The 24,511-nt window shown below is 53.9% G+C and carries 31 protein-coding genes and 1 riboswitch; of the genes, 29 read left to right on the forward strand and 2 right to left on the reverse strand.

Annotated features, from left to right (window positions below; all coding sequences use genetic code 11):
- Nucleotides 1–104: 104 nt before the first annotated feature.
- Both ACRQU7_RS06150 and ACRQU7_RS06155 read left to right on the forward strand, forming a co-directional pair.
- Nucleotides 105–662, forward strand: a complete 558-nt coding sequence (locus ACRQU7_RS06150) for a winged helix-turn-helix domain-containing protein (RefSeq protein ID WP_444644544.1) — start codon at nucleotides 105–107, stop codon at nucleotides 660–662.
- Between the two features lie 28 nt (nucleotides 663–690).
- Complete coding sequence (locus tag ACRQU7_RS06155) at nucleotides 691–1,962, forward strand: MFS transporter (RefSeq protein ID WP_444644546.1); 1,272 nt, start codon at nucleotides 691–693, stop codon at nucleotides 1,960–1,962.
- An 83-nt stretch (nucleotides 1,963–2,045) separates the two neighbouring features.
- On the opposite strand, the gene ACRQU7_RS06160 is transcribed toward ACRQU7_RS06155, so the two are convergent.
- Both ACRQU7_RS06160 and ACRQU7_RS06165 read right to left on the reverse strand, forming a co-directional pair.
- Entirely contained in the window at nucleotides 2,046–2,267 is a 222-nt protein-coding gene (locus ACRQU7_RS06160; protein WP_038323228.1) for a hypothetical protein, read from the reverse strand.
- A 95-nt stretch (nucleotides 2,268–2,362) separates the two neighbouring features.
- Nucleotides 2,363–3,424, reverse strand: coding sequence for a nucleoside recognition domain-containing protein (locus tag ACRQU7_RS06165; RefSeq protein WP_444644548.1), 1,062 nt, complete (start codon nucleotides 3,422–3,424; stop codon nucleotides 2,363–2,365).
- 106 nt (nucleotides 3,425–3,530) lie between these two features.
- Between ACRQU7_RS06165 and ACRQU7_RS06170 the strand changes: the two genes are divergently transcribed.
- The 27 genes from ACRQU7_RS06170 (at nucleotide 3,531) to ACRQU7_RS06300 (ending at nucleotide 24,404) form a co-directional block, all read left to right on the forward strand.
- Nucleotides 3,531–3,782, forward strand: a complete 252-nt coding sequence (locus ACRQU7_RS06170; protein ID WP_038323230.1) for a YabP/YqfC family sporulation protein — start codon at nucleotides 3,531–3,533, stop codon at nucleotides 3,780–3,782.
- A gap of 9 nt (nucleotides 3,783–3,791) precedes the next feature.
- Complete coding sequence (gene yqfD, locus ACRQU7_RS06175; protein ID WP_444644550.1) at nucleotides 3,792–4,973, forward strand: sporulation protein YqfD; 1,182 nt, start codon at nucleotides 3,792–3,794, stop codon at nucleotides 4,971–4,973.
- Nucleotides 4,974–5,086: 113 nt separating this feature from the next.
- The gene (locus ACRQU7_RS06180; protein WP_038323233.1) at nucleotides 5,087–6,046 is read left to right on the forward strand and encodes a PhoH family protein; all 960 of its coding nucleotides are present in this window, start codon (nucleotides 5,087–5,089) and stop codon (nucleotides 6,044–6,046) included.
- Between the two features lie 5 nt (nucleotides 6,047–6,051).
- Complete coding sequence (gene ybeY, locus ACRQU7_RS06185; RefSeq protein ID WP_038323234.1) at nucleotides 6,052–6,561, forward strand: rRNA maturation RNase YbeY; 510 nt, start codon at nucleotides 6,052–6,054, stop codon at nucleotides 6,559–6,561.
- A gap of 2 nt (nucleotides 6,562–6,563) precedes the next feature.
- On the forward strand, nucleotides 6,564–7,046 hold the full coding sequence (locus ACRQU7_RS06190) for a diacylglycerol kinase family protein (protein ID WP_444644553.1): 483 nt from the start codon (nucleotides 6,564–6,566) through the stop codon (nucleotides 7,044–7,046).
- 12 nt (nucleotides 7,047–7,058) lie between these two features.
- Complete coding sequence (era, locus tag ACRQU7_RS06195; protein WP_444644555.1) at nucleotides 7,059–7,982, forward strand: GTPase Era; 924 nt, start codon at nucleotides 7,059–7,061, stop codon at nucleotides 7,980–7,982.
- Nucleotides 7,983–8,217: 235 nt separating this feature from the next.
- Nucleotides 8,218–8,985: a DNA repair protein RecO gene (gene recO / locus ACRQU7_RS06200; protein ID WP_141827633.1), complete on the forward strand. Its 768-nt coding sequence runs from the start codon at nucleotides 8,218–8,220 to the stop codon at nucleotides 8,983–8,985.
- Nucleotides 8,986–9,055: 70 nt separating this feature from the next.
- A complete protein-coding gene (locus ACRQU7_RS06205) occupies nucleotides 9,056–9,700 on the forward strand; it encodes an AzlC family ABC transporter permease (protein ID WP_444645519.1) in 645 nt (214 codons plus the stop codon).
- Complete coding sequence (locus ACRQU7_RS06210; RefSeq protein ID WP_444644557.1) at nucleotides 9,697–10,032, forward strand: branched-chain amino acid transporter permease; 336 nt, start codon at nucleotides 9,697–9,699, stop codon at nucleotides 10,030–10,032. The genes ACRQU7_RS06205 and ACRQU7_RS06210 overlap by 4 nt, the downstream gene beginning before the upstream one ends.
- A 58-nt stretch (nucleotides 10,033–10,090) precedes the next feature.
- Entirely contained in the window at nucleotides 10,091–12,457 is a 2,367-nt protein-coding gene (locus ACRQU7_RS06215; RefSeq protein ID WP_444645521.1) for an endonuclease MutS2, read from the forward strand.
- Between the two features lie 22 nt (nucleotides 12,458–12,479).
- Nucleotides 12,480–12,893: an EamA family transporter gene (locus ACRQU7_RS06220; protein WP_444644559.1), complete on the forward strand. Its 414-nt coding sequence runs from the start codon at nucleotides 12,480–12,482 to the stop codon at nucleotides 12,891–12,893.
- 61 nt (nucleotides 12,894–12,954) lie between these two features.
- Nucleotides 12,955–13,593 carry a hypothetical protein gene (locus ACRQU7_RS06225; RefSeq protein WP_444644561.1) on the forward strand — a complete coding sequence of 213 codons (639 nt, stop codon included), beginning with the start codon at nucleotides 12,955–12,957 and terminating at the stop codon, nucleotides 13,591–13,593.
- 114 nt (nucleotides 13,594–13,707) lie between these two features.
- On the forward strand, nucleotides 13,708–14,070 hold the full coding sequence (gene ylxM, locus ACRQU7_RS06230) for a YlxM family DNA-binding protein (RefSeq protein ID WP_038323309.1): 363 nt from the start codon (nucleotides 13,708–13,710) through the stop codon (nucleotides 14,068–14,070).
- A gap of 15 nt (nucleotides 14,071–14,085) precedes the next feature.
- Nucleotides 14,086–15,411, forward strand: a complete 1,326-nt coding sequence (ffh, locus tag ACRQU7_RS06235; protein WP_444644563.1) for a signal recognition particle protein — start codon at nucleotides 14,086–14,088, stop codon at nucleotides 15,409–15,411.
- 67 nt (nucleotides 15,412–15,478) lie between these two features.
- Nucleotides 15,479–15,721, forward strand: a complete 243-nt coding sequence (rpsP, locus tag ACRQU7_RS06240) for a 30S ribosomal protein S16 (protein WP_038323312.1) — start codon at nucleotides 15,479–15,481, stop codon at nucleotides 15,719–15,721.
- 17 nt (nucleotides 15,722–15,738) lie between these two features.
- Complete coding sequence (locus ACRQU7_RS06245; RefSeq protein ID WP_038323313.1) at nucleotides 15,739–15,972, forward strand: KH domain-containing protein; 234 nt, start codon at nucleotides 15,739–15,741, stop codon at nucleotides 15,970–15,972.
- Nucleotides 15,973–16,056: 84 nt separating this feature from the next.
- A riboswitch (THF riboswitch) is annotated at nucleotides 16,057–16,153 on the forward strand.
- 65 nt (nucleotides 16,154–16,218) lie between these two features.
- Nucleotides 16,219–16,773: a folate family ECF transporter S component gene (locus tag ACRQU7_RS06250; RefSeq protein ID WP_038323314.1), complete on the forward strand. Its 555-nt coding sequence runs from the start codon at nucleotides 16,219–16,221 to the stop codon at nucleotides 16,771–16,773.
- Nucleotides 16,774–16,938: 165 nt separating this feature from the next.
- Nucleotides 16,939–17,454, forward strand: coding sequence for a ribosome maturation factor RimM (gene rimM / locus ACRQU7_RS06255; RefSeq protein ID WP_444644566.1), 516 nt, complete (start codon nucleotides 16,939–16,941; stop codon nucleotides 17,452–17,454).
- Nucleotides 17,444–18,211, forward strand: a complete 768-nt coding sequence (gene trmD, locus ACRQU7_RS06260; protein ID WP_444645523.1) for a tRNA (guanosine(37)-N1)-methyltransferase TrmD — start codon at nucleotides 17,444–17,446, stop codon at nucleotides 18,209–18,211. Before rimM ends, trmD begins: the two co-directional genes overlap by 11 nt.
- A 256-nt stretch (nucleotides 18,212–18,467) precedes the next feature.
- Nucleotides 18,468–18,731, forward strand: coding sequence for an HPr family phosphocarrier protein (locus ACRQU7_RS06265; protein ID WP_038323319.1), 264 nt, complete (start codon nucleotides 18,468–18,470; stop codon nucleotides 18,729–18,731).
- Nucleotides 18,732–18,826: 95 nt separating this feature from the next.
- A complete protein-coding gene (gene uvrC / locus ACRQU7_RS06270) occupies nucleotides 18,827–20,683 on the forward strand; it encodes an excinuclease ABC subunit UvrC (protein ID WP_444644569.1) in 1,857 nt (618 codons plus the stop codon).
- Nucleotides 20,684–20,751: 68 nt separating this feature from the next.
- Nucleotides 20,752–21,303 carry a 16S rRNA (guanine(966)-N(2))-methyltransferase RsmD gene (rsmD, locus tag ACRQU7_RS06275; RefSeq protein WP_444644571.1) on the forward strand — a complete coding sequence of 184 codons (552 nt, stop codon included), beginning with the start codon at nucleotides 20,752–20,754 and terminating at the stop codon, nucleotides 21,301–21,303.
- Nucleotides 21,300–21,800, forward strand: a complete 501-nt coding sequence (gene coaD, locus ACRQU7_RS06280; protein ID WP_038323322.1) for a pantetheine-phosphate adenylyltransferase — start codon at nucleotides 21,300–21,302, stop codon at nucleotides 21,798–21,800. The genes rsmD and coaD overlap by 4 nt, the downstream gene beginning before the upstream one ends.
- On the forward strand, nucleotides 21,793–22,266 hold the full coding sequence (locus ACRQU7_RS06285) for an ATPase (protein WP_038323324.1): 474 nt from the start codon (nucleotides 21,793–21,795) through the stop codon (nucleotides 22,264–22,266). Before coaD ends, ACRQU7_RS06285 begins: the two co-directional genes overlap by 8 nt.
- Before the next feature lie 237 nt (nucleotides 22,267–22,503).
- Nucleotides 22,504–22,923, forward strand: a complete 420-nt coding sequence (mraZ, locus tag ACRQU7_RS06290; protein ID WP_038323326.1) for a division/cell wall cluster transcriptional repressor MraZ — start codon at nucleotides 22,504–22,506, stop codon at nucleotides 22,921–22,923.
- A gap of 15 nt (nucleotides 22,924–22,938) precedes the next feature.
- The gene (gene rsmH / locus ACRQU7_RS06295; protein ID WP_444644574.1) at nucleotides 22,939–23,865 is read left to right on the forward strand and encodes a 16S rRNA (cytosine(1402)-N(4))-methyltransferase RsmH; all 927 of its coding nucleotides are present in this window, start codon (nucleotides 22,939–22,941) and stop codon (nucleotides 23,863–23,865) included.
- A 41-nt stretch (nucleotides 23,866–23,906) separates the two neighbouring features.
- Nucleotides 23,907–24,404: a hypothetical protein gene (locus ACRQU7_RS06300; protein ID WP_038323330.1), complete on the forward strand. Its 498-nt coding sequence runs from the start codon at nucleotides 23,907–23,909 to the stop codon at nucleotides 24,402–24,404.
- The last annotated feature ends 107 nt before the right edge of the window (nucleotides 24,405–24,511 follow it).

Here is a 24,511-nt window from a genome sequence, read left to right on the forward strand (position 1 = left end):
AAAACGCAAATTTTGTGGCAGTTCCTTCATTTTTATCTTGACATAACAATAAATGTTATGATATAATCCTAAACATAACAACTATTGTTATGTTGGAGGCCGATATGGAACGGAAAACTCTTTATCTTACCACGGAAAAGGAACTGAGAACTTATATGCATCCTCTGCGCCAAAAAATCTTGTTTCTTTTGGGGCGTAATAAAGACGGAATGACGGCAAAGCAGCTGGCGGACGCGCTGGGAGTTGCTCCGTCCAGCGCGGGGCATCATCTTGCCGAGCTGGAGGCCGCCGGTCTTGCGGAGCTTGCGCGCACCGAGAAGATTCACGGCTTTACGGCGAAGTTTTACCGGGCGACGAATGTGAGTATCAGTCTGGGAAAGCTGCCCGCGGAGGCGGCGGGCGTCCGGCGCGCGGTGCTGCAGAACCATGTCAGCGAGAATTTTAACCGCTGGGCCGACACGATGGATTCCTCTGACAAATCCGGCGTGCCGTCTTCTCCTGAGATCGGAGAACTTCTTTCAGGTACGCTCTATCTGAGCAAACAGGACATGGCTGTCCTGAACAAGCTCCGCGCCTTCTGCGACGCGCACGCGCAGCCGACGGAGGGAACCGCGCCCTATGAATTCACATTGTTCTATGCCCGCACCGGGGATGAAGAATAACAATCTCACTTTCAGAACAGGAGCAGCTATGAAATTAAAAATTAAAGACAGCTTTTCAGCTTACAACGGCTTGCCAAAGGAAATATACCTGCTGTTTACCGCCCGCATCATCACCAGCATCGGCTCCTTCGTGCTCCCGCTTCTTACACTGATTCTTTCCCAGAAGCTGGGCATGTCGGAAACGGAGACAGGAAATTTTGCCGCTCTTTTAATTCTCTCTCAGGGGCCGTGCCTGCTTCTGGGAGGAAAGCTGATCGACGCCATCGGCCAGAAAAAAATGCTGGTTTTCTGTCAGACGCTGGGTGCGCTTTTCTATTTTATGTGCGGATTCATCAAAGACCATACCACGCTTCTGGTGTTTATCATGATTGCGGCCGATTTGTTTGTGGCCGCCTCTCCCGCGTACCAGACCATGGTGGCGAGGCTTACCGTACCAGACAACAGAAAAGCTTCCTACTCCCTTCTTTATCTCGGAATCAATATCGGCATGGCAGTCAGCCCGCTGATCGGCGGACTGCTGTTTGAAAAGCACCTGCCGCTTTTATTTATTCTGGACGCGGTAACGACCCTGCTGTCGACCGGCCTGATCGCCCTGTACATCCGGCTTCCGAAAGAAAGCCGGGGGGAGGACGCCGATCCTGCCGCCCCTGCGAAGACCGGCAGGGACGCTTTCTCAATCGTAGTATTGAAAAATACGCCGGTACTGCTCTTTTTCCTTTTATTTCTGTTTGTCTTTGATTTTACCTATATTCAATGGAGCTTTATGCTGCCGCTGCAGTTCCATGAGTTGTACGGATCGAACGGAGCCCGTTTTTACAGCTTTATCAGCATTGTCAACCCCGTCATCTGCACCGTCTTTACTCCGCTGCTGACGAAGCTGACCGCGAAATACCATCCGCTTGCGGTTGTGACCAGCGGGGGAATCTGCTACTTTGCGTCTTATGTCCTGTTTGCCTTTGCAAAGAATATTCCCGTCTTTTTGATTGCCGGCACGCTGTACACCTTTGGAGAAATATTGATCGTGATCAATCTCGGGGCGTTTATCGCGGAACATTCCCCCGACGCCTACCTTGGCCGGATGAACGCGGTCCGCTTGTTTCTGCAGGGAACTGCCAACGCGCTGGGTCCTCTGGTGATGGGAAGGGTCCTGCCCTTTTCCGGCTACCGTTTCTCCTGGCTACTTGTGGCGGCGGTTGCGCTGGCAGGCTCCGTGGGAATGTATTTCCTTAACAAAGAAGACTCCAAAGTGCAGGCGCTTGCAAATGAGGATGGCGGCGATGGATTCACAGAACAAGCCTGATCTGTTCCAATCAGTTCCCAAAAGGGTAAAAGAAAACCGGCGCGATTTTACGCGTCGGCTTTCCGTATGTATCGGGCTTTTTTCTATAGCTTGAATTCCTCCGCGCTGTGCGGTTTGAGCGCAGGCATGCTCACGGGGGTGCGCTTTAAGGGGTCGTAGACAAAACGGCTGCAGCCGCCGTCGGGGTCCAGGTATCTTCCCAGCCTGCACACGCTTGCGCCGTCGAAGTCGGAGCTGTTTTCGCAGTGCCTGCAGTCTGTTTCTATATGATTGCCAAAAAGCTTTGCTTTCTTTTTTCCAAACATGTTGATTCTCCTATAGGGTTTCCCGTCCGCCGTAAGCGGGCGATTTTTAAAATTCCTGTATTTTCCATCCGAAATTTGACAATATTATTATAACATTATTCTTCCTTCATTTCCAGCTTTTCGCGCGGCAGGCTGAAAATCAGCGCCGCGCACAGCGCAATCAGCGCGGCGGCTGCGGGGACGGAGCCGGAGAAGCTCCCCGCGAGCTGCCGGGACGTTGTGCTGAACACCTCCACATCCTCCGGAAAGATACACAGCAGAGCCCAGGTGAGCGCCGCGGCGGTAATGCCGTGGAGCAGACGGAACAGCATAAAACGGGGCAGGTTCACACGGATATTGGAAACGGCGGACAAAACCTGGAAATGGACGCAGATGCCGCCCCAGCCGATCGCGAGCGAAACCGCCCACAGCGGCACCCCGAGCTTCGCAAGGTCGGAGCAGCCGCCCGTTACCTCCAGCAGAGCCGAAAGCGCCGCGGCGGCGCGCGGTCCCGTCGCCCACTGGCGCAGCAAATTCAGGAAAGCCGCGAACAGAATGACAAAGCAGCACATGTTGATCATGGCGCGCGCCGCATCCGCAGCGGACAGAATCAGGGCGTCCGCGGCCCGGTTCCTGACGCGCTTTTTCCCCGCCCGGGGAGCGGGAGCTTCATTTTCCTCGCCGATGCTGCACACAAGGGCCAGAACCAGGGACGCGACAAGCTGTGAAATCAGCAGGATAACCCCTGAGCGCTCGTCGTGCAGGAATCCGACCCCAACGGCGGTAATCACGAACGCGGGGCCGGAATTGACACAGAAGCAGAGCATGCGGGAAGCCTGCTTTTCGCTGACGGAACCATTTTCATAAAGCGCCGCGATACCGCGCGCCCCGGTCGGGTATCCGCCGATCGCGCTCATTAAAATGGTCGCGGCACAACTGCCCGGCAGCTTCAGAACACTGCGGCACGGAACCTCAAACACCCGTCCTATTTTTTCCGACAGCCCGCTTTTGACCACGAAAACGGAAAGCACCATAAACGGATACAGCGAGGGGACGAGAATCTGCAGGCAGTATCCGATTCCGTTTTTAGCCCCCGCCGTCGCCGCCGCAGGAAAAATCAGCAGCGCGCAGGCGGCCAGAAATGTTGCAGTCAGCAGCAGGCCCTGTTTTATTCTCATGACGATCCACCCTTTCATAACCTTATATATATGTCGCCGCGCGGATATTTACGCCGTCCGCCGCATAGGCTTTATAGGATAAATTCGATGTAGGGCGGGGATTCAATTGGAGAAAAAAATCAATATCCGCAAGCTGACGTCAACAATGCAGATGCCCACTCATATGGAGATAAACGGAAATCAGGAAGTGATTGTCGACGGCTGCAGCGGCGTGCTGGAATACGACACCGAAGCGGTCAGAATCAAGACGGGAAAACTGATTGTGCGCTTCACGGGGCGCGGACTGGTCATCAAATGCCTGACGGCGGATTCCCTGGTGGTAACTGGATTCCTGACGGGAATTGAGTTTCTTGTGTGAGGTGGCGGGATGATTTCTTTACATTTGACGCGCTGGCTCCTCGGCTACGCCCGGTTTTCCGTTGTCGGCGGCAGCAATGAACGCTTTCTGAACAACTGTGCCCGTGCCGGGATCTATCTTTGGGATATTGCGGCGGGAAAAGAGGGCGGAGCCTGTGTTGCCGTAAAAAACTATCGTGCGCTGCGTCCGTGCGCGCGAAGAGCGAACGCAAAGCTGAAAGTCCGCGAGCGGCACGGCTTTCCGTTTGCTACGAAGGGAATCCGCAGGCGCAGGGGGATTCTGGCGGGCGCCGTTCTGTTTATGGTGATCGTCCATCTGCTGTCGCTCCACGTCTGGAGCATCGAGGTAAAAGGGAATACCTCGATCCCGACCGAACAGATCGAGGCGGAGCTGGTGCGTCTGGGCGTCACGCCCGGCGCGCTGAAATCAAGCGTACAGCCCCAGCTGCTGCAGCAGAAGCTCATGCTGAAATTTCCCCAGATCGGGTGGCTCTCGGTCAACACCAGAGGATGCTCCGCGGAGGTCCATCTGGAGGAAAAGGTCGACCGGCCGCTGATTGTCGGCGACAAGCACGAAACGATCTGCAATATCAAGGCGGCCCGTACGGGCCAGATCCTTTCCATGGACGTTTACACCGGCACCGCGCAGGTCAGCAAGGGCGACGCCGTTGTGGAGGGGCAGCTGCTGATCAGCTGTGTTGTCGAGGATAACCTCGGCTACTCCACGCTCAGGCACGCGGCCGGGAAAATCATTGCCGAAACCTCCCGCACCCTTTCTACCGAAGTCGATTTGAAGCGCAGCGAGGTGAAGCCAACGGGGAAAACGCTCACGCGCAGATGCCTGTTCCTGTTCGGCGCGCGCGTGCCGCTCACCTTTGCGGGAAAGCCGCAGGGAAACTACCGGACGGAAGGCGTCCACACCGACCTGAAGCTGATGAACTCCGTTTTGCCCCTGGGCTTTTACGAGGAAAAGTGGACGGAGGAAAGAATGGAAAATATCACGCTGACAAAAGAGCAGGCGCTTGCCGAGGCAAGGAAGCAAATGGAACAGAAAAAGAAGGAGGAACTGAAGGACGCGAAGATCATTTCCGCCAGCGAGGACGCCGAATTTACCGATTCCAGGCTGATTTACACAATCAAAGCAAAATGTGAGGAAAATATTGCCCAAGAATCGGAAATATTAATAAAATAACGATATTTTTGTCATTAATCATGGTGACTTAATAGGCTTACTGTGTTATAATGAACCTAATTTATCTGAGGGAAGGTTTTCCACCGCTGGGCAAATCTTCAAAAGGAGATAGAATGTTTGAACAAAGGATCAATATTGACCGCATGGAACAGGCGGTCGCTCTTTTCGGCAACTTTGATGAAAATATCAGGCTGATCGAAAAAGAGTACCATGTGGGCATTGTCGGACGCGGAAGTGAAATCAAGGTTTCCGGCGATCCGGAAGATGTCGCGCTGGCCGTCCGCGCAATTGACAGCCTGCTGTCCCTCGTCAACCGGGGAGAGGCCTTAAGCGAACAGAATGTCCGTTACTGTATTTCCCTTGTGAATGAAGGCAGTGAAGATAAAATTGAGACACTTGCAGGGGACTGCATTTGTATAACGTCCAAAGGAAAGCCGGTCAAGGCAAAAACACTCGGGCAGAAAAAGTACTGTACGTCGATTAAAAACCACACGATCACCATCGGGGTCGGCCCCGCGGGAACCGGAAAGACCTATCTGGCTGTGGCCCTTGCCGTTACGGCGTTCCGCGCGCAGGAGGTCAACCGCATTATCCTGACCCGTCCCGCTGTGGAAGCGGGGGAAAAGCTGGGTTTTCTTCCGGGTGACCTGCAGCAGAAGGTGGACCCGTACCTGCGCCCGCTGTACGACGCGCTGTTCGATATGCTGGGTGCGGAAACGTATCAGAAGTATGTGGAGCGCGGCAATATTGAAGTGGCTCCGCTGGCGTATATGCGCGGAAGAACGCTTGACGACAGCTTTATTATTCTGGACGAGGCGCAGAACACGACGCCGGAGCAGATGAAGATGTTTCTCACCCGTTTGGGATTCAATTCCAAAATGGTGATTACAGGGGATATTACCCAGATAGACCTTCCGGACGGGCGCAGGTCCGGCTTGAAGGACGTCGTGAAAATCCTGCGCGACATTGACGATATCGCACAGGTACGATTCAACGAAAAAGATGTCGTTCGCCATAAACTGGTGCAGGACATTATCAAAGCATATGAGAAAAATGAGGAGGCCGGGCATTAAAGACCATGGAAAAAGTGAGAGTTATCATTGAAAATAAGCAGAAAGAGGTCAAAATTCCTACGGGTTTGCGCATGCTGGTGCGGCGCTGCTGCAATGCTGTGCTGCGTATGGAAAAATTCGGATCGCCCGCAGAAATCAGCGTCACCTTTGTAAATAATGAGCAGATTCATGAATTGAACAGGCAGTACCGCGGAAAGGACGTCCCGACCGATGTGCTTTCCTTCCCTATGGGGGAAAACGGTGTGTACGACATCAACCATTCCACCGGTGCGAAAATTCTGGGCGACATCGTCATTTCCATGGAAAAGGCGGTGGAACAGGCGGAACGCTACGGCCACAGCCTTGAGCGCGAGGTGGGCTACCTTTCCGTGCATTCCATGCTGCACCTGCTTGGATACGACCATGAAAACGGCGGAATCCAGCGGGTCCATATGCGCGAGAAGGAAGAACTGGTCATGACCCAGCTGGGCCTTCCCAGCACAAGCAGCTATGTATTGGACGAGGATGAGGAATAAGCTTGCGGTTTTTTAAAAGCTTTCGGTATGCTTTTCGCGGAATCATCTACTGCATCAATAATGAACGGAATATGCGGATACATACGGTGGCTGCACTGTATGTATTTGTCTTTTCGTTCTTTTTTGAAATGTCACGGACAAGCTATGCCGCTGTGATGATTGTTACCGCCATGGTGATGACCGCCGAACTGTTCAACACCGTTGCGGAGGAGCTCTGCGACCTGACGGCGGCGAGCTTTCACCCCGTGGTGCGCATTATCAAGGATATGGCGGCGGGCGCGGTTCTGGTCTGTGCCGTTTTCGCGGCTGCGGTCGGTGTGTGCGTTTTCTGGCAGCCCGAGGCGCTCGGAAGGATCCTCCGTTATTTTGCCTCCAGCCCGCCCATGCTTTTGCTGTTTGCCGCGGTGACTGCGGCAAACATTGTTTATATCGTTATGGGACCGACCGGTATCCGCGATTATATCAGAAAAAAACGAGAGAAATAAGGAGAAGAGCCCATGGTGGATCAGAAACAGGATAAATCCGCTTTTATTGCGATAGTAGGCCGCCCGAATGTGGGGAAATCGTCCCTTTTGAACGCGATGATCGGACAGAAGGTCGCTATCGTTTCCAATAAACCGCAGACGACGCGTACCCGTATTATGGGCGTTCTGACCAGGGGAGAATACCAGTTGGTCTTTATTGATACGCCCGGTCTTTTGAAACCGCATAATCAGCTTGGGGAGTACATGGTGCGCTCCGTTACGGAGTCCGTTTCCGGGGTGGACGCCTGCCTTCTGGTAGTGGAAGCGGGCAAAAAAATCTCTCCGGCGGACCAGGCGCTGATCGAACGGTTCAAGTCGATCGAAATCCCGGCGGTGCTGGCGATCAACAAGATCGACCTGCTGCAGGACAAGAGCGTTTTGATGGCGCAGATATCCGAACTGTCAGCACTTTACGACTTTGAGGCCGTGGTGCCTATTTCGGCGATGGACGGCAACGGAGTCAGGGACCTTACCGGCGAGCTGGAAAAGCTTGCGATGCCGGGCGGGCATTTTTTTGAGGAGGATACGCTGACCGACCAGCCCGAGCGCGTTCTGGCCGCGGAAATCATCCGGGAAAAGCTGCTGCGCCTGTGCAGCAAAGAGGTCCCGCACGGCATTGCCGTTCTGGTGGAAAGCATGCACGAGCGCGGGGACAAAAGCGGCATCACCGATATGGAGGCTACGGTTTTCTGCGAAAAGGAAAGCCATAAGGGAATTATCATCGGCAAGGACGGCGCGATGCTGAAAAAAGTCGGCACGCTGGCCCGCACCGATATGGAACGTTTTTTTGACTGTAAAATCAATCTGAAACTCTGGGTAAAGGTAAAAGAGGACTGGCGCAACCGCACCGCGGTTTTGCGCAGCCTTGGGTTTGACAGCAATTCCTTCAACGGTTAGACAAAGCACATTTTTGCAGTGAAATTTGTCTGATTATGGGTTTAATTCATTTATTTACCGCTCATATAAGCTGAATTAAGGCAAATACTTAAATCAGAAAATGAAAAGGGAGCGGGAAATATGGATGAACAAACAGCATGGAATTGTTTTGAACATACCGGAAATATCAGCGATTATCTGATCTACAGCCAATGCAAACACAGTAATGAAGAAAGGCAAATGCGGGAGGGCGCGGATGCAGATAGAGACCAAAGGCCTGATCATCAGGGAGAATTCCGTGGGTGAAAGCGACCGCCTTGTCACCGTACTTACAAGCGGGGAAGGGGTTGTACGCGCTTTTGCGCAGCAGGCCAAAAAATTAAAAAACAGCAAACTTTCCGCCACGCAGCTTTTCAGTTATTCCCGCCTCACAATTTTCAAGGGGCGGGATAAATACATAATTGACGACGCACAGCCCATTGAAGTTTTTTTTGACCTTCGCAGGGATATTGAGCGTCTTTCCCTTGCCCAATATTTTTGTGAGCTGGCGGGTGCGCTGGCGCCGCAGGAAGCCGAGGCCGGGGATTTTTTGCGTTTAATGCTCAATTCCTTCCACTTTCTGTGTAGGGGATTAAGGCCGAACGCACAGATCAAGGCGATCGTGGAAATGAAAATGCTCTCGCTCGCGGGGTATATGCCCAATCTGATCTGCTGTTCCGGCTGTTCGTGCTATGAAGCGGAGGAGATGTTCTTCCTTCCCCGCAAAGGGTTGATTTATTGCGGGGACTGCTTCGTGGACTCCGCGGAACCCGCCGTCCGGCTGAGCCGCGGCGCGCTGACCGGTCTGCGGCATATTATTTACGCCGATTTTGAGAAGCTTTTTTCCTTCAGCCTGTCACAACAGGGGCTGAAAGAGCTTTCCGCGGCGAGCGAGCAGTATGTTTTATCCACCTTGGAGCGCAGCTTCAATACGCTGGAATTTTACAGACAGATGAAAACAGAGGACGAATCAACGAACGGTTAGAATGATTGGGGGAAACCTTTTGAAGCATAAAAACGCGCTGCGCGCGGCTTTCCCGCACACCATTCCGGTGATGCTCGGTTATCTTTTTTTAGGCGCCGCCTTCGGAATCCTGCTGAACAGCAAAGGGTACGGCTGGGGCTGGGCGGTGCTGATGAGCGTGTTTATCTACGCGGGCTCCATGCAGTTTGTGGCAATCGGACTTTTGTCCGGCCCGTTTCTGCCGCTGCAGGCGGCGCTGATGACCCTGATGGTCAACGCCCGACATACCTTTTACGGAATTTCCATGCTGGAGAGGTTCAAGAGCATGGGAAAGAAAAAGCCTTACATGATTTTTTCGCTGACGGATGAAACCTTTTCCCTGCTGTGCAGCGCCCGCGCGCCGCAAGGCGTCGATGAGGACCGGTTTCTGTTCTGGGTTTCCCTCCTTGACCAGCTTTACTGGGTCATCGGTGCGGCGGCGGGCGGCCTGATCGGCTCTCTGGTCTCCTTCAATACAAAGGGCATCGATTTTGTAATGACGGCGCTTTTTACGGTTATCTTTGTGGATCAGTGGGAAAATAACAGGAACCATTTTCCTGCCCTTGTGGGGCTGGGCGGTTCCGTTTTGTGCCTTGCCGTGTTCGGGCCGGGGAATTTTATCCTGCCCTCCATGGTGCTGATCGCTGCCGTCCTCAGCCTTTTCGGGAAAGCTTCTGAAAGGGAGGAAACCGTATGACGCTGACGTCCGGTCAGGCCGTGATCCTGATTTTCGTAATGGCGCTGATAACGCTGTTTACCCGCGCCCTGCCGTTTCTCCTGTTCCCGCAGGGGAAGGAGACGCCGGCGTTTGTCCGCTATCTGGGCAGGGTGCTCCCCTGCGCGGTGATGGGGATGCTGATCGTCTACTGTCTGAAGGGGATTTCCGTTTTCTCGGCGCCGTTCGGCGCACCGGAGCTAATTTCCGTGGCGGCGGTAGTCCTTCTGCACAAATGGAAGCACAATACGCTTTTGAGCATTGGGGGAGGAACGCTCCTTTACATGTTTTTCACTCAGTTTATTTTTATATAATTGATAAAGAAGACTTCATTTTCATAGAAATAGGTAGAGGTAACTTATGGAAGATACGATGCAAAGACATTACAGAGCTTTGGAGCTCGATAAAATACGAAAGCTGCTGGCGGCCGAAACGGCGTGCGAGGACGCGGCGGAGCTCGCTTTGCAGCTTACCCCGTCCGTTTCCCTTTCCGAGGTACAGCGCCTTCTGGCCGACACGGACGAGGCCTTTACGCTGATGGCTCGCTTCGGCGCGCCGTCCTTCGGCGGGCTGTACAACATGACCAATTCCCTGCGCCGCGCGGAGGCGGGCGGCACGCTCAACATGGCCGAGCTGCTGCGCGTCGCGGGCGTTCTGCGCACGCTGCGCGGGATCGTGGACTGGCGCTCGAAAAGCGCGGGGGTAAAAAGCTGCCTGGACTGGCGGTTCGATTCCCTGATGCCCAACAAATATCTGGAGGACCGGATTTACGGCGCGATCCTTTCCGAGGAGGAAATGTCGGACAACGCGTCCGTTCAGCTCGCGTCCATCCGCCGCAAAATCCGTTCCGCGTCCTCCCGCGTCCGGGAACAGCTCGACAAAATGATCCGTTCCACGCTCTATCAGAAATATCTGCAGGACCCGATCGTCACCATGCGCGGCGGCCGGTTCGTCGTGCCGGTCAAGGCGGAGTTCCGCGGGGAAATCGCCGGACTGGTGCACGATACCTCCTCAAGCGGTGCGACCGTGTTTGTAGAGCCGATGGGAGTCGTCGAGGCCAACAATGAGGTGCGGGTGCTGCAGTCGCAGGAGCAGGCGGAAATAGAGCGGATTCTCGCCGAGCTTTCGGCGGAGACCGGAAACTTTTCCAGCGGGATTATCAGCGGGTACCGCGCCGCGGTGGAGCTGAACCTGATTTTCGGCAAGGCGAATCTGGGCTATAAGATGAAGGCCAGCCTTCCGGCGGTGAACGACAAGGGGAAAATCCTGCTGAAAAAGGCTCGCCATCCGCTGATTGACAAGAACCGGGTCGTCCCCACGGACATTGAACTCGGCATTCATTTTGATACCCTGGTGATTACCGGCCCCAACACGGGAGGAAAAACGGTGTCGCTGAAAACGGTGGGGCTGCTTACGCTGATGGCCATGTGCGGGCTGATGCTGCCGGTGGCGGAAAACAGCGAGATTTCCGTTTTTCATCAGGTGCTGGCCGACATCGGCGACGAGCAGAGCATCGAACAGTCGCTGTCCACTTTTTCGGCGCATATGACGAATATTATCCGGATCATCGGTCAGGCGGACGGGAACAGCCTGATTCTGCTGGATGAGCTGGGAGCGGGAACCGACCCGGTCGAGGGTGCGGCGCTCGCGATGGCGATTCTGGAGGCCCTGCGCAAAAAGGGCGCGCGGGTGGCCGCTACGACCCACTACGCGGAGCTGAAAGCCTATGCGCTGCAGACAGACGGCGTGGAAAACGCGTGCTGCGAGTTCGACGTACAGACGCTGCGGCCGACCTACCGGCTGCTGATCGGCGTGCCGGGCCGCTCCAACGCGTTTGCCATCTCTTTGCGCCTTGGTATGGAAGAGGAAATTGTGGAGCGCGCAAAAGAGCTGGTATCCAGTGAAAATACGCGGTTTGAGGATGTGGTCCAAAGCCTGGAAACCAGCCGCCAGAAGCTGGAGGGCGAACGCGCCAAAGCGGAGCAGGCGCATCTGGAAGCCGTTCGGGCGCAGAAGGAGGCGCAGGAAATCCGCAGCAGCATCCAGGCCGAGGCGGACAAAGAGATCGAGAAGGCGCGCCAGCAGGCTTCCGAATTGGTTTCCCGCACCCGCGGGCAGATCGACGCCCTTCTGAACGAAATGGAAGAACTGAAAAAACAGCAGAACAAAACGCTCTCCGCCGAGCAGAAGGCAAGGCTGAAAGCCGGGTTGCGCGTTCTGGAGGAAACCGCCGATCCCATTCACGGCAGAAAGGACGAGGGCCCGTATGTGCTGCCGCGTCCGCTGCAGGTGGGGGATACCGTCCTGCTTTACGATATTGACAAGCAGGGAACGGTGCTGCAGCTGCCGGAAGGGAATAGCCAAAACGTTCTGGTGCAGGCGGGCATCATCCAGACGAGGGTGCCGCTTTCCAATCTGCGGCTGGTGCAGGAGAAAAAAGGAAAGGAAAAGCGCAGGACCGTTACCAGAAACGTGACGGGCAGGGCGCAGGCAAAGGTGACGACCGAGCTTGACCTGCGCGGGCAGACGACGGAAGAGGCCATTATGAATGTCGACCGGTTTATCGATTCGGCGCTGCTCAGCGGCATTGAACAGCTCACCGTTATCCACGGCAAAGGAACGGGGGCCCTGCGCGCAGCGGTGCAGCAGCACCTGAAAAGGCACCCGAGCGTGCGCAGCTACCGGCTGGGCGTGTTCGGAGAGGGAGAAGCCGGCGTTACCATTGTGGAATTAAAATAATGATCGGAGATGAGGCGGCGTGATGTGGGTTGTTTACGCAGTTGGGTCCGCGCTGTTTGCGGCTTTGACGTCGATTCTGGCAAAAGTCGGTATCGAGAATGTCAACTCCAATCTTGCCACAGCGGTCAGAACCGTTGTGGTGCTGATCCTTGCGTGGGGCATCGTCTTTTTTACCGGAGCGAATACCGGAATCAAAAACATTACACAGAGAAGCCTGCTGTTTTTGGTCCTGTCCGGAATCACAACGGGCCTTTCCTGGCTTTTTTATTACAAGGCGATCCAGATCGGTCCGGTTTCCAAGGTCGCTCCGATCGATAAATTCAGCGTGGTCATCACGATTTTCCTTGCGTTTGCATTCCTGCATGAAAAGATAGACATGAAGACCATTCTCGGGGGAGTTCTGATTACTGCCGGTACGTTCGTCCTGATTCTGTAAAGAGGGGGAGATTGTCCTGAAAACGACGCAAACCCGAAAAAAAGGGCCTCTGATCATTCTTGTGTCCGTTCTTGTTCTGTTGCTCGCGGTCATCGGAATCCTGTTTGCGCTGGCGCTGAACGACCCCAATGCACCCCTTGTGCCAAGCGGGGAAACGGATTCTGCCGCGGTGACTGTGAAGCTCCTTGTTGCGGCCGGTACCGGAAAGCCGGCTGAGCTGACCGGGGAAGAGGTCAGCTCGCTGATGACCCGGAAGCTTGCGCAGAACGGTCAGAACACCGTTTCCGGGGTGCGGCTTACCGTCAACAGCGACAACACCGTCGCCGCCTATCTGCCCGTTTCCTACAAAGGGATGAAGCTGGGCGTCAGCGCCAACCTGACGGTCGGCTGGGACAGCGCGAAAAACAATATCCGCGCCGCGGTCAACTCCCTGAAAATCGGCCGTTTGCCGGTCGATCCCGCGTGGGCGCTTTCCCGTGCCATGGATTCCCTTCCGGACGGCACCGAGCGGGAGGGCAATGTTCTGTACCTGCCGCCGCCGGTGTTCGGCACCTACGAAATGCCGAACGACGCTCCGGGCAATATCGGCGGGCTGGAGGTCCGCGACGGAAAATTCCTGCTGAATTTTTCAGCCAACATGCCGGAACTGGAGAAGTATCTGCAGGAAAAGCTGAAATCCTTTCTGAATCCATCCCAATAAAAAATAAAAAGCGCGGCGCTTCGGCCTTTTTTCCTATTGACAAGCGCCGCGTTTTATTGTATAATTCGTAACTGTAAAGTTAATTGCTTTACAGGCTGAATGGAGGGGTATCGGATGTCGAAAAATCTGGAAATATCGTTATTGCTTGATTTTTACGGGGATATGCTGACCGACAAACAGCGCGAGGTAATCGAATATTACTACAACGAGGATTTATCGCTTTCCGAAATTGCGGACAACCAGGGCATTACCCGCCAGGGGGTGCGCGATTCCATTAAACGTGCCGAATTTCAGCTGCTGGACATGGAGGAGCGTCTGGGCCTGGCCCGCCGTTTCCGTGAGATGAGAAGCGGTCTGGAGCGCATCAGCTCCGCTGCCGAACAGATTAAAGAATACAACGATCATTACATATATTCCAATGAGCTTGAAAACAACGCGAAGCTGATTCTTGATATTTCCCAAAAGCTCTGCGAATAGGAAGGAGGGCCCCTGTTGGCATTTGAAGGTCTTGCCGATAAGCTGTCAGCCGCATTTAAACGGCTGAAATCAAAAGGAAAACTGAATGAGGCCGACGTAAAGGAAGCAATGCGCGAAGTCCGCCTTGCCCTTTTGGAAGCCGACGTAAACTATAAGGTCGCCAAAGACTTTACCAATACCGTGAGCGCGCGTGCCGTCGGCACCGAGGTGATGGAAAGCCTGACTCCGGCGCAGATGGTGATTAAGATTGTAAACGAGGAACTGACCGCTCTGATGGGCGGAAGCGACGCGAAGCTCGCCAGCCCTGCGTCCCCCCCGACCATTATCATGCTCTGCGGCCTGCAGGGCGCCGGTAAAACCACCCACGCCGGAAAGCTGGGGCTGATGCTGAAAAACAAGGGCCACAGGCCCCTTCTGGTCGCGTGCGATATTTATCGCCCCGCCGCCATCAAACAGCTGCAGGTCGTCGGCGAAAACGCCGGTGTTCCCGTTTTTGAAATGGGCCGGGAAGACCCCGTGAAAATCTGCAAAGCCGCCGTCAGGCACGCCAGGGACTACGGCAACGACATGGTCCTGATCGATACCGCCGGACGTCTTCAGATCGACGAAGTCCTGATGAACGAGCTGAAAAATATCAAAAACGAGATCGGCCCGCACGAGATTCTGCTTGTGGTGGACTCCATGACCGGTCAGGAAGCCGTCAACGTTGCGAAAACCTTTGACGAGCTGCTGAATATCACCGGCGTGATTCTGACAAAGCTGGATGGCGACACCCGCGGCGGCGCGGCGCTTTCCGTGCGCGCGGTGACGGGCAAGCCAATCAAATTCGCCGGTACCGGCGAAAAGCTGCAGGACCTTGAAGTTTTTCACCCGGACCGCATGGCCTCCCGCATCCTCGGCATGGGCGACGTGCTCACCCTCATTGAGGACGCGCAGAGCAGGCTTGACCGCAATGCCGCGGAAAAGACCGCTCAGAAGCTGATGCAGAACAGGCTGGATTTCAACGACCTGCTCGACCAGCTGGTGCAGGTAAGAAAAATGGGGCCGCTCAAGAATGTGCTTTCCAAAATGCCTGGAATGGATAAACAGCTCAAGGACGTGGACATCGACGACCGTCAGATGGACCGTGTAGCGGCGATTATTCTTTCCATGACCCCCGAGGAGCGGAGCAAGCCGTCCGTCATCAACCCTTCGCGCAAGCGGCGCATGGCCGCGGGCAGCGGAATGAAGGTGGAGGACGTCAACCGTCTGATCAAGCAGCTGGAGCAGATGCAGAAGCTGGTAAAGCAGATGAAGGGCCGCGGAAAGCGGCGTTTTTCCGGCATGGGGATGCCGTTTTAATTGAATTCATCCAAGAAGGATTTCCCTTTTGGTGAAGATATTGATCAATTTGTGGAGGTGAAACATCATGTCAGTAAAGATTAGATTACGCAGAATGGGTGCCAAAAAAGCTCCTTTCTATCGTATAGTTGTTGCAGATTCCCGTTTCCCGCGCGACGGCCGTTTCATTGAAGAAATCGGCTATTACAATCCGCTCGAGGAGCCGTCCGTCGTAAAGGTGGATGCTGAGAAGGCCAAGAAATGGATCGCTAACGGCGCACAGCCGACAGACACCGTGAAATCTCTGTTCAAGAAACACGGCGTACTGTAATCGCGGAGGATAAAACAATGAAAGAACTGCTGATTGCGATTGCACAGGGACTTGTCGAAGACCCGTCCGCCGTTCGCGTGGACGTTGACGAGCCCAACGAGGAAGGAACCGTTGTTTATCACCTGCACGTTGCCGAAGACGACATGGGCAGGGTGATCGGCAAGCAGGGCCGCATTGCCAAAGCGATTCGCATTGTCATGCGTGCCGCCGCTACCCGTACCAACGGGAAAGTATCCGTTGAAATTGACTAAGCGCAGGGCTGCAACAGTGCTGTTGCGGCCCTGCTTTGTAGAAACGCGCCGCCCCGGGTAACGGGGCAAACAGAAAACAATTATAGCAGAGTAGAATTTTGTGCGTTAAGTGCCGCCTGAACGGGGAGTTGTCAGGCGGACGAAAAGGAAACTTGCGGTACAAAATTCGCATCCCGCTGCTGCATACTCTGAGGAATCCCTCTTTTATGTAGCAGATGAATACACAACATAAAGGAGGAATTTTCTTTGAGCTTTTCTTTTCAGTCTGTTAAATCATCCGTTCAGGAGCTGCGGAACGTAACAACCATTGCAATGTGCGGGCTGTTGATCGCCTTAAATGCCGTTCTGGGCATTTTTACCGTACCCGTTTCCGACATTTTGCAGATACGGTTTTCCTTTCTGACCATCGCAACGTCGGGCTTTTTGTACGGCCCGGTTGTCGGCGGTATTGTGGGGGCCATCGGGGACGTAGTCAATTACGTGCTTCGCCCGGCGGGTCCGTTTTTTCCCGGCTTTACTCTGAACGCCTTTCTTTCCGGGTTCGTCTACGGACTCATTCTTTACAAAAAACCGGTGACGGTATGGAGGGTTCTGGCCGCCAATACCATTGTAATGGTTCTGGTGAACTTCCTTCTGAATTCCCTGTGGCTTTCCATCATGTATGGCAAGGCCTTTCTTGCGGTTCTCTCCGTACGCGTCGTGACAAATCTGCTTTTACTCCCGGTAAATGTGGTCATGCTTTATACGCTGCTGAAATTCGTTCAGAAAATCCCCGTCCTGCGCCTGCGGAAAACGCACTAGGCGTTCCGGGCAGCCGGCAGGCAAAGCCTGACTGAGGGAGTCCGGTCAACCGGGGAGTTCCCGCTTTCCTGAGCGCCTGCGGCGATGCTCTCGGACAGTCACAGACTGAATCGGCGGGTGTGGAAACGCCGCTGCGGGGAATCCTATTGATTCATGGAGGATATTATGGTCAATCAGTTTTTGGAGGCAGGCAAAATTGTGGGGACGCACGGCCTTCAGGGGGAACTGCGCGTGGACCCCTGGTGCGACTCGGCCGAGTTCCTGGCTCAGTTCAAAACGCTCTATTGGGACAAAGGCGCTCAAAAGCTGGAAGTCGCTTCTTCGCGCGTCCACAAAACGCAGCTGCTTTTAAAGCTGAATGGGATTTCTACCATTGAGCAGGGGGACTCGCTGCGCGGCAGGATTCTCTATATCAGCCGCGACGACGTAAAGCTGGACAAGGGCCGGTATTTTATGCAGGACCTGATCGGGCTGGAGGTTTTTGACGCCGATACCTGCATCTACTACGGGACCCTGACGGAAATTATGCGCACCGGCGCAAACGACGTTTATCAGATTACGTCGGAAAATAAGAAGAATTATTTGATTCCGGCAATACCGGAAGTAATTATAGATATCAATATTACAAATGGTAAAATGCAGATACGGCCGCTTAGGGGGATTTTTGATGATGCGGATTGATTTTCTTACCCTTTTCCCCGACATGTGCGAGGCAGTCATGTCCGAGAGCATCATCGGGCGGGCGCGCAAAAAAGGCGCGATCGAGGTGTACTGCCACCAAATCCGTGATTTTGCATATGATAAACATAACAGGGTCGACGACTGCCCGTTTGGGGGCGGCATGGGCATGCTGCTCATGGCGGAGCCGATTGCCCTGTGTATTGACGGTTTAATTGAGAAGCTGGGGAAAAAGCCCCATTTGGTGTACCTGTCCCCGCAGGGGAAAACCCTGACCCAGCAGCGTGTAAAGGAACTGGCGCAGCTCCCCGAGCTGGCGCTGCTTTGCGGCCACTACGAGGGAATCGACGAGCGCATTATCGACCGGTACGTGGATGAGGAAATCTCCATCGGGGACTATGTCCTCACCGGCGGCGAGCTTCCGGCGCTGGTGCTGGCGGATTCGGTCTGCCGGATGGTCGACGGGGTCCTTTCCAGCGAGGAATGCTTTCAGGAGGAGAGTCATTTTCATTCCCTTCTGGAGTATCCGCAGTACACCCGCCCGGCACTGTGGCGCGGGGTCAAGGTCCCGGACGAACTGATGACGGGCCATCATGAAAATGTGAGGAAATGGCGTCGGCAGCAGTCGATTCTGCGTACTTTGCAGAAAAGGCCGGAACTGCTGGAAAAGGCCGATTTGACAAAAGAGGACACGGAGTTTTTAGCCGAACTGCTTTCCGAGACGAAAAAAACCGAAATGGAAAACGGAAACGAAGCATGAACCAAAAGAAAAATGGGAACAGTACAGCAGAGAAAACAAAAGTTTTCAACAATTATAGCACATTGCACAAAGCAATGCCGAACATAATCCACCCGATTCAGTCATCAATCCAAAGTTTTTTTATTTAGTTGACGGTATGCTGAATTGTGATATAATAACTGTGAATCATAGAAAAATAACAATGAAACTGATATTTTTTATTTATTAATGATTGGTTTTGCGGAAATGACTTTTCTGTTTAGGAGTGAATGAAGTAATGTGTGTTAAAGAAGTACTGGTTCAGAATCAAGTGGGCCTTCACGCGCGCCCCGCTACCTTTTTTATTCAAAAGGCAAATGAATACAAATCTTCTATCTGGGTGGAAAAAGAAGAAAGACGCGTGAACGCGAAAAGCCTTCTGGGCGTTTTGTCCCTTGGTATTGTCGGCGGGACCACCATCCGCATTATTGCAGACGGTACGGATGAAGAAGAGGCGGTAAACAGCCTTGTGGAATTGGTTCAGTCCGGTTTTACCGAGTAATTTATTCTGCCAAACAGCACCGCTTAACCGGCGGTGCTTTTTTGTATTTACAACCCGTGCCGATTGTTCCGGGTTGCGCAGCAGAGGAGGGTATCATGACAGATCATGAAAAACATATCAAGGAGCTTCGAAGCCGCGCCATGCGCCTTCCGCTCAGCCCCGGCGTTTACATCATGCACGACAAGTCGGGCAAGATCATCTATATCGGTAAGGCCAAGGCGCTGAAAAACCGCGTCAGCCAGTATTTCGGCTCCGAAAAGAACCACGACGAGAAGGTGCGCCGCATGGTCGCCAACGTGGAGTATTTTGAGTATATTCTGACGGACAGCGAATTCGAGGCCCTGGTGCTGGAGTGCAGCCTGATCAAGCAGCACACCCCGAAATACAACATCCTGTTGAAGGATGACAAGGGCTATCATTATATCAAGATTACCTCCGGGCCGTGGCCCAGGATTTCACAGGCAAAGCAGATCCTTGACGACGGCGCGAATTACATCGGCCCTTACGTCAGCTCGTGGGCGACCAAGGAAGCCATCGACGAGGCGCTGAAAATTTTCCGTCTGCCGTCCTGCTCGCGCAGGTTTCCGCAGGATATCGGCAAAGCGAGGCCGTGCCTGAATTATTATATCAAGCAGTGCTGCGCGCCGTGCCGCGGGAGGATCAGCGAGGAGGAGTACAACGAGTACGTGGAGGAAGCCATCGATTTTCTGCGCGGCGGCAGTGCCAAAAGCATGCACCAGCTGGAAAAAAAGATGAGCGACGCCGCCGAGGCGCTGGAGTTTGAACGCGCCGCGCGCATCCGTGACCGCCTGACGGCCATCAGGCGCATGAGCGACCGGCAGAAGGTGGTGGCCGCGCGCGTGCCGGAGCAGGATGTGATCGCGCTGGCGCAGGGCGCCGAAACAAGCTGCTTTGAAGTTTTCCGTTTTCTCAACGGCCGCCTCTGCGATCGCGAAACCTTTTTAATGGGGGAAACCGGTAATCCCAAGACCGCCCGCGGGGAATTTATAGAACGTTATTACACCATGCGCGACCGGATTCCGCCGCGCGTCTGTCTGGACGGCCCCGCGGAAAACATGGAGCTTCTGGGGGAATGGCTGACGCAGAAGGCGGGAAGAAAAGTGACGGTCACCGTTCCGCAGAAGGGCGAGCAGGCCCGGCTTGTGGAAATGTGCCGCAACAACGCGGCGGAGCAGGTGGCTCAGGCCACTGGCCGGACCGTGCGGGAAGCCTCCGCCCTGGACGAGCTCGGCCGGCTTCTGGGGCTGGAACAGCCGCCTTTCTATATTGAATCCTACGATATCTCGAACCTCGCCGGCAGCGAGAACGTGGCGGGCATGATTGTGTTTGAGAACGGAAGGCCGCTGAAATCCGCCTACCGGAAATTCAAAATCAAATCGGTGGAGGGGCAGGATGACTACGCTTCCATGCAGGAAGTAATTGAACGCCGCTTTCATGAATATTTCGACGCACAGGGAAAAAATATTACCGACGGCTTCGGACGCCTGCCGGACCTGATCCTGCTGGACGGCGGCAAGGGGCATGTCGGCGCGGTCCGGCCCGTGCTGGAAGCCGCGGGACTGAAAATCCCGCTTTTCGGTATGGTCAAGGACGATAAGCACCGCACCCGGGCCATTGCGTCCGACGGGGGAGAAATCGCCATCAATTCCAACCGCAAGGCTTTTACGCTGGTTTCTTCCATTCAGGACGAAGTGCACCGCTTCGCCATTGGATACCACAGACAGGCGCGTAAAAAGACAACAATTTCCTCTGAATTGACCTCCATCGAGGGTGTGGGACAGGCCCGCGCCAAAGCGCTGTTAAAGCACTTCAAGACCATCCGGGCGATCCGGAATGCGGATCTGGCGGAACTGTCTGCCGCGCCGGGGATGACGAAACCGTCCGCGCAGAGTCTGTTCCGTTATTTCCATCCCGAAGAGGAAAAAAGTTGACACAGCGCCTTTATAATGGGATAATAACGGTTATAGGATTATTTTGTAATTTTTAAGGAGATCCATATATGAGAGTAATCACCGGGTCTGCCCGCGGTTCGCGGTTGACCACACTGGAGGGCGAAAGCGTCCGTCCTACGCCGGAGAGAGTCAAGGAAGCGTTGTTCAGTGTCATTCAGTTTCAGATTGAGGGCAGGCGGGTGCTGGACCTTTTTGCCGGTTCCGGCCAGCTTGGGATTGAAGCGCTGAGCCGGGGCGCAAAGCAGACGGTTTTTGTCGATGCGAGCAGGAATTCCATTGCTGTTGTGGAGAAAAATCTGGAACATACCGGCCTTGCCGAAAACGCGGTGATCAAAACCATGGATTTCGCCGCTTTTCTGCTGCAGAACCGCGAGCACTTTGACCTTGCGTTTCTGGACCCGCCCTACCGTACCGGGCTGCTTCAGCGGGCGCTGCCGATGACCGCACAGGTGATGAACACGGGCGGGACGATTATCTGCGAGCATCCCCGCGACGAGGAAATGCCGGAAACAGCGGGCGATTTTATCCGCGCCCGCAGCTACCGCCACGGCAAAATCCAGCTTACCCTATACAGACATAAGGACGTGACCGAATCATGAAAATTGCAATTTGCCCGGGCAGCTTCGACCCGGTTACCTTAGGCCATCTGGACATTATCAACCGGTCACGCAAGGTTTTTGACAAGACCATTGTCGCCGTTCTGGTAAATCCGGAAAAGCACACACTGTTCACGGTGGAGGAAAGAATAGAGCTTCTGAAACGCTGCACCTGTAAGATGGGTGACGTGGAAGTGGTCGGTTTCGACGGGTTGCTTGCCGAATATGCCCGCGAGCGGAACGTGACGGCAATTGTCAAGGGACTGCGGGCTCTGTCGGACTTTGAATATGAATTTCAGCAGGCGCTTACCAATAAAAAGCTGAATCCCAATCTGGAAACCATGTTCCTGACCACAAGCGCCGAAAATATGTTTTTAAGCTCCAGCATTGTCAAACAGATCGCCCGTTTCGGCGGGGACATTTCCAATTTTGTGCCGGAGTGTATTTTGAGTGACATCAAAGAAAGATTAAATGCAGGGGAGGAATCGCATTATGAGTGAGTTAAACACCGAAGATTTAATCGACGAACTGTACAGTATGGTAGAGAAGGCATGGAGCCTCCCTCTCAGCCGCGGACGCGCGGTGCTGGACGGCGATGAGGTAAAACAAATCCTTGATGAAATCCGCGAAAGCCTTCCGCAGGAAATCCGGCAGGCAAAGGCAATCTGTGCGGACCGCGCGCAGATCATCAGCGACGCAAAGCGCGAGGCCGAGACCGTCGTCCGTGTGGCGGAGGAACGCGCCAAGGCCATGGTAAATCAGGATGAAATCGTCAAGCAGGCACAGCAGAAGGCCAACGACCTGCTTAGTCAGGCGCAGGCGAAATTCCGGGAAATGCGCAAGGCTTCCAACGATTACATAGACGATCTGATGAAACGAACGGACGACGGTCTTGCCGCCAACCTTGCGGAGCTTCGCCAGACCAGGCAGAATATTAAAGCGTCCCAGCGTTCCGGTCAAAATTAAACAAATTTTTCCAATTACTCATAAACCGCGGTACAAGATGTTGTACCGCGGTTTTTTTGATGCACCAATATAGGATTTTATTTGCGAAAACAAGGGAATTTGGTTGACATAATTAAAAAAATAACAGTTGCATTTTAAAAATAAATACGCTATAATCAAAACACAAGTGGTGAAAGGTGGGGGTAAGTAGCACAAAGTGGTTTTCAAGACGTGCTTTTACCCGAAAAGTGGCTTGCAATGTTGATCGGCGAGTACCAACATAATATAGACGCGAAAGGCCGTGTGATTGTTCCGGCCAGATTCCGTGAGGATCTGGGCGAGCATTTTTACATCACAAAAGGGCTGGACGGCTGTCTGTTTGTGCTTTCACCAGAGGAGTGGACAAGGCTTCAGGAGAAGGTAAAGGCAATGCCGATTTCCAAAGCGAGAGGCCTTCAGCGCTTTTTCTTTTCCGGCGCGGCGGAAGTCGAACCGGACAAGCAGGGGCGTATCCTCATTCCGCAGGTCCTGCGCGACCACGCGCAGCTTACAAAGGACGTGACCTTCATCGGTACGTCAAGCCGGGCGGAAATTTGGGACAGCAAACGTTGGAACGACTTCAATTCCAATTTGACAGAGGAAAGCATAGCCGAAGCAATGGATATGCTTGAGCTTTAAGCGGGCGGTATCAGTATGGAATTTCTTCATAAGCCGGTTTTATTTGATGAAACCATTGAAAGTCTCAATATTCATCCGGACGGCGTCTATATTGACGGGACCGCGGGCGGCGGAGGGCATTCGCAGGCCATTGCGGACCGGCTGACTACGGGCAGACTCCTTTCCATCGACCAGGACCCCGACGCGGTCAAAGCCGTGACCGAAAGGCTGAAATCCTACCGCTGTTCCACTGTTTATCAGGCGAATTTCTCCGAAATGGCCGAAGTGGCGGCAAGCCTGAAGCTTGTTCCCGCCGACGGCGTTTTACTCGATATAGGGGTGTCCTCCTATCAGCTGGACAACCCGGAGCGCGGGTTCTCCTACCATTCAGACGCACCCCTCGACATGCGCATGAGCCAGACGGGCGTTTCCGCCGCGGATCTGGTCAACGGCCTCTCGTGGCAGGAGCTTGCGCAGATCATCAGCCGTTACGGCGAAGACAGGAATGCGCGCGGCATTGCAAAGGGGATCGTAAAGGCCCGGGAGCAGAAACCGATTCAGACGACCCTTGAGCTTGCGGAGATCATTAAAGAATCCGTCCCCGCAGCGGTCCGCCGTGAACAGGGGCATCCCGCACGAAAAACCTTTCAGGCGCTCAGAATCGCGGTCAACGGGGAGCTGGACAGGCTGTCCGAGGGACTGGACGCCGCGTTTTCCATCTTGAAGCCCGGCGGAAGGCTCGCGGTCATTACGTTCCACTCACTGGAGGACAGAATCGTCAAGCAGCGCATGGCTTCCTGGTGTACGGGCTGTACCTGCCCGCCGGATTTTCCGGTCTGTGTGTGCGGCAAAAAGCCGAAGGCGGAGCTGCTCTACAAAAAAGGGCTTGCCCCGGGTGAGGCGGAGCTGAAAGAGAATCCCCGCAGCCGCAGCGCAAGGCTCCGCGTCTGCATTAAATTGTAAAAAATCCATTCAAAATAAATTTCAGGACAGGAAGTGAAAATATGGCTTCTCCAAACAGCAACGAAGCGTATGATTTTGCACTGTTTGAACCAAAACGACAGCAGCAGGAACCCGCCAGAAAAAGCAATATTATAGAACTTCCCAAGGAAAAACTGGAGCAAAACAGAAGGACAAAGACCAACTTCTTCCGCGCCGTATCCACTTTCCTGACCTTTGCCATTATGGTCGGCATTGTGGGAACCATGGTTTACGGGCAGGTACAGCTGACCGAGCTGACCGAGGACCTGAACGCCGCGACAAAAACGCTCAACGAAAGCGAAAGCGTCTATACGCAGCTTCAAATGAAATCCGACTCCCAGCTTTCCCTGCAGACGGTGGAAAACTATGCGACCAATCAGCTCGGCCTGAAAAAAATTGAACAGAATCAGGTGGAGCCGATCTCCCTTTCCAAGGGGGATAAAACGCAGGTTGTCCAGAAGAGCGGGGATGAAAACTGGCTTACTTCGCTTTGGAACTCTATCCTGCAATTATTGTCATAAAAAAAATAATTGATAAATAAGTATTACTACCCAAATTTGTTGAGACGTTTGGTTTGGTATGCGAAAAAGGAGAGTTGAGAGCAAATCTTGACTCTCATTTTTGTAAC

Source organism: Caproiciproducens puteiluti, from assembly GCF_052442865.1.
GTDB lineage: Bacteria > Bacillota > Clostridia > Oscillospirales > Acutalibacteraceae > Caproiciproducens.